Genomic DNA, 12,783 nt, shown 5'->3' with positions numbered 1-12,783 from the left:
GTAGAGTTCGCTCCCGCGCATGCCAATCACCGAGAAGCCCATCATCGAGGTGCGCAACCTCACCCGGCGCTATCGCGATCGCGTGGCCATCGAGGACCTGTCCTTCACCGTGGGTGAGGGGGAGCTGCTGGGCTTCCTGGGCCCGAATGGTGCCGGCAAGTCCACGACGATGAAGGTCCTCACCGGCTTCCTGCCTCCGTCCGAGGGCAGCGTGAAGGTGGCGGGCTTCGACGTGTCCACGCACCCGATGGAGGTCAAACGGCGCATCGGCTACCTGCCGGAGACGCCGCCGCTGTACCCGGAGCTGACGGTGCACGGCTACCTGGCGTTCGTCGCAGCGCTCAAGCAGGTGCCCGGCCGCGCGGTGAAGGCGGAGGTGGCGCGGGTGGCGGGGCTCACGGGTGTGGACGACGTGATGGGCCGCGTGCTCCAGAACCTGTCCAAGGGCTACCAGCAGCGCGTGGGCATCGCGCAGGCGCTGCTCGGTTCGCCGCCGGTGCTCATCCTGGACGAGCCCACGGAGGGGTTGGATCCGGTGCAGCGCGCGGACCTGCGCGCGTTGATCCGGAGCCTGGCGGGCCGGCACACGGTGCTGCTGTCCACGCACATCCTCCCGGAGGTCACGGTGACGTGCGAGAAGGTCCTCATCCTCCACCAGGGCCGCGTGGTGGCCCATGACGCCATCGACCGGCTGGCGAAGTCCCATGGCCAGGCCGAGCACGCGTCGCTGGAAGAAGTCTTCATCAAGCTGACCGCCGCCTGAACAGGAGCCCCCAGCGCATGCGCACCGCCCTGGCCATCGCTCGCAAGGAGCTGGCCGTCGCCTTCACCACCCCGTGGGCCTACGCCGTCATCACCGCGATGGCGGCGCTCTCGTCGTTCTTCTTCGTCAGCCTGCTGGAGCAGTTCCAGCAGGTGCAGTCCCTGGCGCGCGAGCACGGCTGGAGCCGCCTGCCCCCGGACTCCATCGTCTACCGCAACCTCACCGACGGCGTGGTGGTGCAGCTGTGGGGCGTGGTGCTCGTCCTCACGCTCTGCGTCTCGCCCTTCCTGTCCATGCGGCTGTTCGCGGAGGAGAAGCGCCAGAAGACGTTCGCGCTGCTGCTCACGACACCGGTGCGGCCGGTGGACATCGTGCTGGGCAAGTACCTGGGCGGCCTGGGGCTCATCTTCGTCACGCTGGGGCTGACGCTGGTGTTCCCGGTGCTCTTGTCGGTGGTGGGCTCGGGCCCGTCCGGCTCCGCGCTGGAGTGGCCCACGGTGCTCCTGGGCTACGGCGCGGTGCTGCTGTGGGGCGCGACCTGCATGGCGGTGGGCCTGTTCATCTCCGCGCTGACGGAGAGCCAGATGCTGGCGGCGTTCCTCACCTTCACCGTGCTGCTACCGTGGATGCTCCTGCGCGGCGTGGCCCAGTCCACCGCGGAGCCGCTGCGCTCGTTCCTTTCCTACCTGTCCTTCGACACGCAGTTGCAGGGGATGATCCAGGGCATGCTGGAGGCGCAGGCGCTGGTGTTCTTCGCGTCCGTCATCCTGTTCTCGCTGCTGCTCACCCACCGCGCTGTGGAAGCGCAGCGCTACGCGTGACCATGAGAGCGAACCACGTCACAAGGGTGCTGGGGGCCTTCGGCCTGCTGCTGCTCCTGTCCAGCCCCTTCACGCTGTTCCTCACCTCCGGCAGCGTGGCGCTCGCGGGGGGCAAGGCGGTGCTGGGCGCGGCGATGGTCGCGGCCTACATCGTCACGCACCGGCGGGAGCTGGGACGCGCGGGAACGCGCCGCACGGGACGGTTCCTCGCGTCCTCCGTGCTCACCACGCTGGCGGTGCTGGGCGTGCTGGTGGCGCTCAACGTCGTCGCGTTCCGCGAGAACCAGCGGTGGGACCTGACACAGGCGCGCATCTTCTCGCTCGCGCCGCAGACGGTGCAGACGCTGGCGGGGCTGAAGGAGAAGGCGCACGCGCTGGCGCTCATCCCACCCACGCACCCGTCCTATGGCGAGCTGGAGGAGCTGTTCCGGCGCTACCACGAGGCGGCGCCGGAGGTGTTCGACTACGCCTTCGTGGATCCGCGCCGCGAGCCGTCCCTGGCCGCGCAGTACCAGCTCAAGGACGGACAGACGCTGGTCGTCATCTCGCGCGGCGAGGGCGACGCCGCGCCCCACACCACCCTGCCCCTCCCCGCCGAGCAGGAGCTGACGAACGCCCTGCTCCAGCTGGGCGCGACGGGCGCGCAGAAGGTGTACTTCGTCGAAGGACACGGCGAGTGGCCCCTGGAGCCGCCTCCCGGTGGGGACGGACTGTCGGAGCTCCGCCGCCAGCTGCAGCGCGAGGGCTACCGCCCCGAACCGCTCAACCTCCTGGGCCGCAAGGAGGTGCCTCGCGACGCGGGGCTGGTGATCATCGCCGGAGCGAAGCAGGACTACACGGCGCCGGAGGTGGCGGCCCTGCGCACCTATCTGGGTGAGGGCGGCCGGCTGCTGTACTTCACCGACGCGAACACGGAGGACGGGCTGGGCCTGTTCCTCGCGGACTACGGCGTGCAGGTGGACGACGGCGTGGCGGCGGATCCGCGGTTCAACTCGGGCAACCCGTTCGTCCTCGTGTCGAATTTCTACGGCAAGCACGCCATCACGCGGCCGTTGCAGGAGCGCGGCTTCAACGTGCAGCTGCCCACGGCGCGCAGCCTCACGCTCATCCGCGAGGGCTTCCTGCTGCCTGGAGTGACGGTGGAGCCCGTGCTGCTGAGCTCGCCCTATGCGTGGGTGGAGTCGCGCCCCCTGGAGGACACCACCCCGTCCAGCGGTGAGAAGATGGGGCAGCTCACGCTCGTGGCGGCCGCGTCCCGGGACACGCGCGCGGCGGAGCACAAGCGCTTCGACGAGGCGCGGCTGGTGGCGGTGGGCGAGTCGGAGCTGCTGCTGGATCCGAACTGGCGCTACGAGGCCAACCGCAACCTGGTGATGAACGCCCTGGGCTGGGCGTCCCATCAGGTGGAGAAGATCACCCTGCGTCCCCCCGACCGTGAGACGTCCACCCTGGAGCTGAGCGAGGACCAGATGCGGACCCTGCGCTTCGTCTCCACCGACCTCTTTCCCCTGTCGCTGCTGGGCGTGGGACTCGCGGTCTGGCTGTCGCGGAGGAACCGGTGAGGACTTCCACTGTCGTGATGCTGGGGTTGTTGGCGGCCGGGTGTTCGCGCGACGCGGAGAAGCCTCCGGCTCCACCGAAGATCTTCGCGACGGAGCCCGCGGAGCCTCGACGTGGGGCGACTCCGGATGCGGCCCCCGTCTTCACGCACCTGACGGTGAAGGCTCGCGGTGCCACCACGGAGCTGGAGCGGACACCGGAGGGCTGGCGGCTCGTGTCGCCCGTGGAGGCGAAGGCGGATCCGTACGCGGTGGAGGCCCTGGTGCAGCAGCTCACCTCGGCGAAGTTCAAGGCCACCGTGAACGCCTCGCCATCGGACGCGGACCTGAAGAAGTACGGCCTCACGTCCCCGGCGTTCACCGTGACGGCGCGGGCGTACCTGCCGGACGCGAACGGCGAGGGCGCGGAGGATCCGTCCCGCCAGCGCACCGTGACGCTGGCCGGTGGCGATGAGAACCCCTTCGACGGCTCCGTCTACGTGCGCCGCGAAGGCGACGCGACCGTGTACGCGGCCGACGGGGCCGTGCGGTACTCGCTGGACAAGGGCCCCTTCGAGCTGCGCGCCAAGGAGTTCCTGGGGCCGCTGGACCTCGCGACGCTCCAGTCCATCGAGATCACGGCGAAGGACCACGCCTACGTGCTGACGCGCGAGGCGGACGGCAAGTCGTGGCGGATGGAGAAGCCGGAGCAGACCCGCGCGAATGCCGGCCGGCTGTCGGACCTGCTCAAGGAACTGGCGGGACAGCAGGCCCTGTCCTTCCCCCAGGACACCGCCGCGACCCGGAAGGCCCTGGGCCTGGACACGCCCGTCGTGGACGCGCGCTTCGTCCCTGCTTCCGGTGAGCCCATCCGCGTCCGGCTGGCCCAGGTGACGCGCGATGGCGCGCCCGTCGTCCATGCGCTGCGGGAACAGGGCTCGCAGTCCACGCTGGCGGAGGTGGATGCACGGGCGCTGACGACGCTGGACGTGGGCGCGCCGGAGTTGAAGGACCGGCGCGTGCTCTCGTTTCCGCGCGACGCCGTGCGGCGCCTGGAGTTCCGTCCCGGAGGCAAGGCCGCCCCCGTGGTGGTGACGCGCGGCGAGGGGAACAGCGAGGCGTGGCAGGTGGCAGGCCCCGAAGGCGGACCCGCCCTGCGCTTCCGCGTGGTGAAGCTGCTGGGCCGGCTGGAAGCGCTGAAGGCCGCCGCGTTCGGCGAGGCGAAGGTGAAGCGCTGGGAGCGCTACGGCATCACCGACACGTCCCGGAGCGTCGTGCTTCGCGACGCGGACGGGCGCGAGCTGGCGCGGCTGTGGCTGGGCGACGCCGTGCCGGACACGGAGGATCGGCTCTACGCGCGGGGCTCCGGGCCGGACCTGGTGGAGGTGTCCATGGGCGCGGTGGCGGACCTGCCCACGCGCGCCGCGGACCTGAAGGAGGCGCCGCCCGAAGTATTGGACGGCGGGGCTCCCGCGCCCTGAGGAGCGCTACACCTCCAACAGGGCGAAGCGCTGCTCCGGCGTGAACTTGGTGAGCAGCGGCATCGCGACGTTGAACACCGGGATGCCGCTCTTCGTCTTGCCCTCGCGCGCGCCGTGGTGCGCGTGGCCGTGGAAGACATAGGCCGCGCCGTAGTGATCAATGGGCATCGACAGGCGGCTCGTCCCCAGGAAGGGGCGGATCTCGATGTTCTCCCCCTCCAGCGTCTCCGGGATGGGGGCGTAGTGCATGATCACGACCTTCTTGGGCGTGTCCAGGTGGCTGAGCGCCGCCTCCAGCTTGAGCGACTCCGTGACGGCCTCCTGCACGAAGGACTTCGTCTGGCCCTCGCCGAACGCCTGCAACGTCGCGTTGCCGAAGCCGCCTCCGAAGCCCTTCACCCCCGCGACGCCGAGCGTCTTCTCGAAGATGAAGTGGTCCCCGTCGAGGATGTGCACGCCGACCTTGGAGAGCTCCGTGCAGATGTCCTTCACCTGCCCGTGCTCGTAGTCGTGGTTGCCCAGCACCGCGGCGCACGGGACGCGCAAGGCCGAGAGTTCCTCGGCCAGCACCTTGCCCTCTTCCGCCATCCCGCGGTCCGTCAGGTCACCGCACAGCAAGAGCAGGTCCGCCGAGGCGTTCACCTGCTTGATGAGCTGGCGGAACCGCCCGTGCTGATCATCCCGGCAGTGCAGATCACCGACCGCTGCCAGCCGAATCTTCGAGCTCGGATCTCGCGCCACGGGTGCCCCCCTCGGGTCTGTCCTGTTCGTCCCACGCCCTGCCGTCCCCAAAGCCCCAGTGGTGGATGTCCACGTGGTAGTTCACCTTGGACACCAGGTTGCCCCGGCACAGCTTCTCGTCCCAGCGGCCGTCGCGCACCGTCTGGAGCGTGCGGCTCATCAACTCCGTCATCACGTAGTTGGGCACGATGTCGCGCTCGCTGGGGTACGCGAAGCGGAACATCATCAGGTGGCTGAGCAGCACCTCCCAGTAGCGGTCGAAGCGCCGGAGGATGCGGTCCCAGTCCATCTCCCGCCCCGCCTTGAGGATGAGGTGGTTGATGTCCGCGCCGTCATAGCGCTCGCGCTCGGTGACGAAGGCCTTGGACCAGATCATCTCCTCGGCCGGCGCGATGAGGCACTCGTAGCCGAAGATGGTGGCCTTCCTGGCGTTCGTGAACCACTCGTCGTCCACCGTCGCCACGCCGTTGCCGGAGGAGAAGATGAAGTCGACGAAGTAGTCGCCCTTGTAGGCCTTGTAGAGCCAGACCTCGTCCGGGCGTTCCGTGCGCCAGCCATCCTTCTCCAGCACGTCCAGGGCGCGGATGGCGTCCTGCTTGCGCGGGAACAGGTCCAGGTCCTTGGTATCGCGGTAGATGCCGGTATAGGTGGCGTAGGCATACGCCCCGCCCACCACGAACGGCACCCCGGCCTCATGAAGCAGACCGACGGCTCTGGCGCGGGCGTTGATCTCGTCCGGCGCACGCTCCCGCTCGGCCAGCGTGGCGTCCGTACCCATCTCCCCGGGATGGTTCGGGTGTCGTTTTTCCATGGGCGAAAGGTAGGGATGGCCCATTTCAGCCGTCGGGCAAGCGGGCGCGAGCGGCCGGGGAGCAGGCAGCCAGCCGCCAAGGGGCCGGTTTCGTTGAAGTTTTCCCACCCAAGCGAGCCCTTTTTCTGTTTTTCGCCCGGCCGGTGTCCATAGGGGCGAATTCCCTGCCGCACGGCCCGCACGACGGGCCCCGAAAGGACATCCGACCATGCTGCGCAAGAGCCTGCTTTGTGCCTCCCTGCTGTTCGCCGGTTGCAACGACGCTCAGAGCAACGACGCGGACACGTTCCGTGACGGCCTGCCCTCCAAGGAGATGACGCAGGTGAAGGCGCCGAAGCAGAACGGTCAGGGCCTGACGGCGGCCGGCCCCTCCGCGCAGTACGGCCAGGGGCAGAAGGCGGAGTACTACCAGGCGACGGTGAGCGCCACGGTGGCGGTGAACGGCGGCACGCTGTGGGTGCTCAACCTCATCGAGCAGATCACCAGGTACCCGCCGACGACGCTGGAGGAGAACAAGGCGGTGTGGGGCCCGAGCACGGACGCGCTGAGCCCCACGTCGTGGCGGCTGACGGTGACGAAGTCGGGGGAGGCGTCGTTCTCCTGGGTGCTGGAGGGCAAGGCGAAGACGGAGGAGGACAGCGCCTTCCGGGCGGTGCTGTCCGGCACGCAGCAGGTGGCGGTGGACGCGGACGGCGAGCGCGTGAAGGGCTATGGCTCCGGCGAGCTGTTCATTGACTGGGACGCGGCGCACACGCTGCCGGACGCGGACGACCACGTGGGCACGGTGGAGATCCGCTACGCGCGCCCGAGCGCCACCGCGGAGGCCACGGTGGACGCGGACTTCCACCAGGTGCGTGACGACAACGACGCCAGCAAGCGCGTGGACGGGAACTACCACTACAAGGCGTCCGCGACGGCGGGCGGCGAGTTCGAGTTCGCGACGAACCAGGACATCGACAAGGGCGACCCGCTGCGCGCGAAGCTGGAGCGGCTGTCCATCAAGAGCCGCTGGACGGCGACGGGGGCGGGCCGCTCGGACATCAAGGTGACGGGGGGCGACCTGCTGGGCGAGGCCACGCTGAACGAGTGCTGGGACACGAACTTCCTCAGCACCTACTTCCGCGTCAGCCTGGACCCGCGCGTGGGCTACGGCGAGGCGGAGGCGGCCTGCGGCGGCTTCACGGCGGCGGTGTACTCGTCGCTGTGAGCCGGGTCGCGGTAGGCTACAGCCGCGCGTGACCGGACCGACCCCGCTGGCCCTGAAGGTGGTGCCTCCCCGTCCCAACGAGGACCGGCGGGCCGTCCTGCGCGAGCTGTACGTGAAGTACGGCGGCAGCGTGCGTGAGCGCTGCCGCTACCTGCTGAAGGACGCGAGCCGGGCGGAGGACGCGATGCATGACGTCTTCGCCCGCGTGCTCGTGCACGGGGACTCGTTCCGGGCGGAGGCGTCACCGCTCACGTGGCTGATGAAGATCGCCACGCACCACTGCCTCAACCAGCTGCGCTCGGAAGGGGCGGCGTGGCGCAAGTGGTTCGCCAGGGACGAGGCGGCCCGTTCGGAGGGCCACGGCGGGGCGGAGGCGATGGAGACGCGAGACCTGGTGCGCAAGCTGCTGGCCCGGGTGGACGCGGAGACGCAGGCGGCGGCCATCCACTACCACGTGGACGGGATGACCCTGGAAGAGGTGGCCGCGGTGCTGGGGCGTTCGGTGCCCACGGTGAGGAAGCGGCTGGAGCAGTTCGCGGAGCTGGGTGGAGAGGAGCTGAGCGTCCGATGAGCGCGCATGAATCGAGCTGGACCTTGCGCCGCCTGCACGCCGGCGAGCTGCCCGCCCCGGAAGCCACCCGCGCCCGGGAGCATGTGGAAGCGTGCGAGGCCTGTGGCGCGACGCTCCGGGCCTTCGTGGACGAGCAGGCCGCCTTCGAAGCGGAAGTCCCGTTCGAACGTTTCGAGGCCGGCGTGGAGCGGGCCCGCGCGAGGCAGGCGAAGGAGTCCGCGCAGCCGGCGACGCGCGCGCAGTGGGTCCGGCCGCTGATGGCGGTGGCGGCGTCCGTGCTGGTGCTCGTGCTGGCGCGTCCGCTGCTGGAGACCCCTGGGACGGCGGATCCGGCGCGGCCTCCCGTGGCGGGCAATCGCCTCAAGGGCGGCGCGGGCGCGGAGCTGCGAATCGGTGGGGGCGTGGATCCGCAGCGGGTGGCGAGCACGGAGGCCCCGGAAGCGCTCCAGCCCGGCGAGCGCGTGCGGCTGGGCTACACGGCGGACGCGTACCGCTACGTGGCGGCGCTGTCGGTGGATGCACAGGGCGAGGTGACGCCGCTGTATCCGGAGTCCGGGGACAGCCTCGCGGTGGAGCCGGGCGCGGGACAGCACTGGCTGCCGGAGAGCGTGGAGTTCACCGGCGTTGGCTCGGAGCGCGTGGTGCTGGTGCTGACGGATGCGCCCGTGTCGATGGACGCGCTGAGCGACGCGGCCCGGAAGGCCTTCGACGCCGCGGGCCGTGACGTCACGCGCATGGCGCCGCTGGACGTGGCGGGCTCGCAGACGCAGTGGATCCTCCAGAAGCCATGAGTGACGGGCCCGTGAAACAGGCGCGAGCGTCATGGAGTGTTCCGTCGACGTGGGCCTCGGCGATGCGGGCGTCGATTCCCGCCCTGGTCCTGGCCTCCACCGCCGCGCACGCGGACACGCTGCACCGCTTCGCGCTCATCGCGGGCAACGACACGGGCGGCGCGGACACGCGGCCCTTGAGCTACGCGCGCGACGATGCGCGCAAGATGCACGACCTGCTCACGCGGCTGGGCGGCGTGGCGCCGGCCGACGCGAAGCTCCTGCTGGATGACGACGCGAAGGACTTCCTCGTCGCGCTGTCGGACCTGGAGCAGCGGGCCCGCGCGGCCCAGGCTCGCGGGGAGCGCACCGCGCTGTTCGTCTACTACTCCGGCCACGCGAAGAACGGAGCGCTGCGGCTGGGCGCATCACAGCTCGCCTTCGACGCGCTCAAGCGCCGGCTGGCGGATGCGCCCGTGGACATTCGCATCGCCATCCTCGACTCCTGCCGCTCCGGCGCACTCACCCGCACCAAGGGCGCCCGCAAGGCCCCGGCCTTCGACGTGGAGTCCGGCGCGGCACGCGATGCCCGGGGCGTCGTCATCCTCACCTCCAGCGCCGCGGACGAGGATTCGCAGGAGTCGGATGCGCTGGGCGGCAGCTACTTCTCCCACCACCTGGCCAGCGGCCTGCTGGGCGACGCGGACCGCAGCGGCGACGGACGCGTGACGCTCTTCGAGGCGTATTCGCACGCCTACGCCCGCACCGTCGCGGACACGGCCGACAGCAGCGCGGGCCCCCAGCACCCGACGTTCAGCTACGACCTGGCGGGCAACGGCGACCTGGTCCTCACCGACCTGCGCGCGAGCGCCGAAGGACTGGTCGTCCCCGGCAACGCCCCCGCGGGCGCCTACTACTTCGTGGATCCGGGCGGCAGCGTGGTCGCGGAGCTGGACAAGGCCGCGGACACCGAGCGCCGCGTGGCCCTGGCCCCCGGCACCTACCGCGTGAAGCGCCGCCTCAGCGACCGGCTGCGCATCGGCGAGGTGGAGGTCGCGCGCGGCCGGACCACCATCCTGCAGGAGCCGCGCTTCAAGGACGCGCCCTTCTCCGACGACCCGGTGAAGGGCGCCATGCTGGACAAGGGCGCCTGGTGGACCTTCGGCCTCACCGGCGGCTTCCAGTCCTTCTTCGACGCACCGACGCGCGAGTCCCTCTTCCTCTCCGTGCCCCTGTTCGGCGCGGAGGCGGAGCTGCACGACTACTTCCGCCGCGACTGGGTCTGGGGCTTCGACGCGGCGGTGGGCGGCACGAACGGCGTGCTCGCGCTGCCCACGCTCGAGGGGCCGGCGTACCGCTACTCCGTGGTGAACGTGGGCACCAGCCTCACCGCCGAGTGGCCCGTGGGCCGCTTCTCCCCATTCGTGGGCGTGCGCGTCGCGTACCTCGTCATGGGCCGCAAGTTCGACGACGGGGCGTTCCCGGATCAGCGCTTCGCCATGGTGTCGCCGGGCCTGGCGACCGGCGCGCGCTTCCAGCTCACGCGCCGGCTGAACCTCACCGCGCGCAGCCGCCTGCAGTACCTCCAATACACCGTCGACGCGCAGCGCTCCCTGGGGTTCTGGGAGCTGGCGGCGCTCCTCACGTACGAGCCATGAGGGACCCCGTGATGCGAAAGCTGGCCCTGGCCCTCCCCTGCCTCCTCGCGGTCGCGTGCGGCGGTGACTTCTCCAACGACGACCTGGAGTTCCACAACGCCCTGCCCCAGCGCGAGGACCTGGCCGCGAAGCTGCCGGACACCGCCCGCTCCGGCCAGGGCCTGGGCACGCGCGCCCAGCGGCTGAGCGCGTCGCAGGTGCTGGGCGGCACGTCGGAGCTCGCGCTCCAGGCCTACACCGCGGGCACGCGGTTCAACACCAGCGTGGACGGCCTGCTCTCCCTGCTGGAGCTGTTCCGCGACGCCCCGCCCACCACACGCGAAACGGACCGCCGCATCTGGGGCCCCTTCCCCGCCCAGGACCACCCGGGACACGAGCTGCGCTTCGTGATGGAGCGCCAGGGCGCCTCCTTCGCGTACCTCCTCCAGTTCCGCCCCAACGGCGGCGGCGAGAGCGCGTGGTGGACCTACCTGCCCGGCACCTTCAAGGCGGACGGCGGCATCCGCAAGGGTGAGGGCACGCTCGCGCTGGACCTCAAGCAGGCCCGCGCCCATGGCTTCGACACGGGAGACGCGACGGCCTTGGACCGGTTGGACATCGGCTACCAGACGAAGGCGCTGCCCACGCGCGTGGAGCTGCTCTTCACCGGCGCGGGGGCGACGGTGCCCCTCACGCGCTATGCGTCGCGTCAGACGCCGGAGGGGCTGGGGGAGATGGCGTTCCGGCTGCCGGGGGAGGACCTGATTCCCGGCGGGCTCCTGGAGACGCTGGACATCCTGGCGCGCTGGACGCCGGACGGCCGGGGCGTGCTGGTGCTCAACATCCTGGAGGGGGACGCGAAGGGCGCGCAGTACACGGAGTGCTGGGACTCCCGGACGCGCATCACCTTCATGCAGCGCAACTGGGACTTCCTCAACCCCACCGAGGGCGACCGGGGCAGCTGCCCGGACGTGTCCGCGCTGAACCCGTAGCCCCGAAGAGGCCGCCCGGGCTCAGGGCCGGACAGCAGCCGGGCGGACATTCCCTGGCCTTCGATAGGTGACGCGCGGGGTGGATTCTCTATGCTGGCGGCTGTTTTCCCGCGCCCCCATGCCCAACTCCTCGCTTCTCACCGTCTTGAAGAGCCGGCGCGTCTGGCTCCTGATGGCCGTCGGCTTCGCGTCCGGCCTCCCCCTGTGGCTGACCGGCGTCACGCTGTCCGCGTGGATGAAGAACGAGGGGGTGAACCTCAAGACGATTGGCGTCTTCAGCCTCGTGGCGATTCCCTACACCTTCAAGGTGCTGTGGGCGCCGCTGATGGACCGCTACAGCCTGCCCTTCCTGGGCCGGCGGCGCGGCTGGATGCTGCTCACGCAGGTGCTGCTCATGGGCGCCATCTCCGCCATGGGCCTGGTGAATCCGAAGGACGCCCCCATCGCCATGGCCTGCATGGCCGTGGTGGTGACGTTCCTGTCCGCCAGCCAGGACATCGTCGCGGACGCGTGGCGCACGGACATCCTCACGATGGAGGAGCGCGGGCTGGGCAACTCGCTGTACGTCACCGGCTACCGGATGGGCATGCTCGTCGCGGGCGGGCTCGCGTTCATCCTGTCGGATCACCTGGGCTGGTCCCGGACGTACTACGTGATGGGCCTGCTCATGATCGTGGGCGTGGTGGCGACGCTGCTGGCCCCGGAGCCCCAGAGCGTGCGGCCTCCGCGCAACCTGGCGGACGCCGTCGTGCGGCCCTTCGTGGACTACTTCCGCCGCAAGTACGCGCTGGGGGTGCTCGCGTTCCTGGTGCTCTACAAGCTGGGGGATGCCATCGCCGCCAGCATGGTGACGCCCTTCTACATCGAGCTGGGCTTCTCCAACACGGAGATTGGTGCGCTCAGCAAGACGCTGGGCATGGTGGCCACCATCGGCGGTGGCCTGCTGGGCGGCGTGCTGATGGTGAAGCTCAGCATGCGCCGCGCGCTCTTCATCTTCGGCGCCGCGCAGGGCCTCACCAACCTGGCCTTCATGGCCCTGGCGCTGGTGGGCAAGAACGACCTGATGCTCGCGGGCACCATCGCGGTGGACAACGTGTGCACGGGCCTGGGCGTCACGGCGTTCGCGGCCTTCGTGATGTCGCTGTGCCACAAGAGCTTCAGCGCCACGCAGTACGCGCTCCTGTCCGCGCTGGGCACCATCGCCAACCGGCTCATCGGCTCCGTGTCCGGCTACCTGGCCACGTGGATGGGCTGGCCCACGTTCTTCGCCTTCACCGCCGCGGCGGCCATCCCCGCGCTGGTGCTGCTGATGTTCCTGCCGGAGCACGCCGCCCAGCCGCAGGAGGACGAGCCCCCCGCGCCGGAGGCCCTGCCTCCCGCCTCCTCCACCGCGGCCTCCGTCGCCGTGGCGCGCTGACGGCTTCCGGACACGCGTCCCCGTCCTGACTCCC

Annotated in this window: 12 protein-coding genes; 10 read left to right on the top strand and 2 right to left on the bottom strand. The window is 70.5% G+C overall.

What is annotated here, in order from left to right; all coding sequences use genetic code 11:
* The first annotated feature begins 19 nt into the window (after positions 1-19).
* From AABA78_RS21195 to AABA78_RS21180, 4 genes are read left to right on the top strand one after another with little or no spacing between them, the layout of a single operon-like run.
* A complete protein-coding gene (locus AABA78_RS21195; RefSeq protein ID WP_171414047.1) occupies positions 20-763 on the top strand; it encodes an ABC transporter ATP-binding protein in 744 nt (247 codons plus the stop codon).
* Between the two features lie 17 nt (positions 764-780).
* Positions 781-1,584 (top strand): ABC transporter permease, encoded by an 804-nt coding sequence (locus AABA78_RS21190; protein ID WP_338265067.1) that lies wholly within the window; start codon positions 781-783, stop codon positions 1,582-1,584.
* A 2-nt stretch (positions 1,585-1,586) separates the two neighbouring features.
* Positions 1,587-3,146 carry a GldG family protein gene (locus AABA78_RS21185; protein ID WP_338265065.1) on the top strand — a complete coding sequence of 520 codons (1,560 nt, stop codon included), beginning with the start codon at positions 1,587-1,589 and terminating at the stop codon, positions 3,144-3,146.
* The gene (locus tag AABA78_RS21180) at positions 3,143-4,603 is read left to right on the top strand and encodes a DUF4340 domain-containing protein (RefSeq protein WP_338265063.1); all 1,461 of its coding nucleotides are present in this window, start codon (positions 3,143-3,145) and stop codon (positions 4,601-4,603) included. Before AABA78_RS21185 ends, AABA78_RS21180 begins: the two co-directional genes overlap by 4 nt.
* 6 nt (positions 4,604-4,609) lie before the next feature.
* On the opposite strand, the gene AABA78_RS21175 is transcribed toward AABA78_RS21180, so the two are convergent.
* Complete coding sequence (locus AABA78_RS21175; protein WP_171414058.1) at positions 4,610-5,314, bottom strand: metallophosphoesterase family protein; 705 nt, start codon at positions 5,312-5,314, stop codon at positions 4,610-4,612.
* On the bottom strand, positions 5,298-6,122 hold the full coding sequence (locus AABA78_RS21170; protein WP_338265061.1) for a nucleotidyltransferase: 825 nt from the start codon (positions 6,120-6,122) through the stop codon (positions 5,298-5,300). The genes AABA78_RS21175 and AABA78_RS21170 overlap by 17 nt, the downstream gene beginning before the upstream one ends.
* A 241-nt stretch (positions 6,123-6,363) precedes the next feature.
* On the opposite strand from AABA78_RS21170, the gene AABA78_RS21165 reads away from it, so the two are divergent.
* From AABA78_RS21165 to AABA78_RS21140, 6 genes are all read left to right on the top strand, one after another.
* Complete coding sequence (locus AABA78_RS21165) at positions 6,364-7,362, top strand: hypothetical protein (RefSeq protein WP_338265059.1); 999 nt, start codon at positions 6,364-6,366, stop codon at positions 7,360-7,362.
* 28 nt (positions 7,363-7,390) lie between these two features.
* Positions 7,391-7,933, top strand: a complete 543-nt coding sequence (locus tag AABA78_RS21160) for an RNA polymerase sigma factor (RefSeq protein WP_338265056.1) — start codon at positions 7,391-7,393, stop codon at positions 7,931-7,933.
* Positions 7,930-8,724, top strand: a complete 795-nt coding sequence (locus AABA78_RS21155) for an ACP synthase (RefSeq protein ID WP_338265055.1) — start codon at positions 7,930-7,932, stop codon at positions 8,722-8,724. The genes AABA78_RS21160 and AABA78_RS21155 overlap by 4 nt, the downstream gene beginning before the upstream one ends.
* 62 nt (positions 8,725-8,786) lie before the next feature.
* On the top strand, positions 8,787-10,361 hold the full coding sequence (locus tag AABA78_RS21150) for a caspase family protein (RefSeq protein WP_338265151.1): 1,575 nt from the start codon (positions 8,787-8,789) through the stop codon (positions 10,359-10,361).
* An 11-nt stretch (positions 10,362-10,372) separates the two neighbouring features.
* Positions 10,373-11,332 carry a hypothetical protein gene (locus tag AABA78_RS21145; RefSeq protein WP_171414054.1) on the top strand — a complete coding sequence of 320 codons (960 nt, stop codon included), beginning with the start codon at positions 10,373-10,375 and terminating at the stop codon, positions 11,330-11,332.
* 118 nt (positions 11,333-11,450) lie between these two features.
* Positions 11,451-12,749, top strand: a complete 1,299-nt coding sequence (locus AABA78_RS21140; protein WP_338265053.1) for an AmpG family muropeptide MFS transporter — start codon at positions 11,451-11,453, stop codon at positions 12,747-12,749.
* Positions 12,750-12,783 lie beyond the last annotated feature (34 nt).

This window comes from Corallococcus caeni (assembly GCF_036245865.1).
In the GTDB taxonomy this organism is placed as follows: Bacteria; Myxococcota; Myxococcia; order Myxococcales; family Myxococcaceae; genus Corallococcus; species Corallococcus caeni.
Note: the sequence above shows the minus strand (reverse complement) of the source record. Positions and strands in the feature narration are given on the sequence as shown.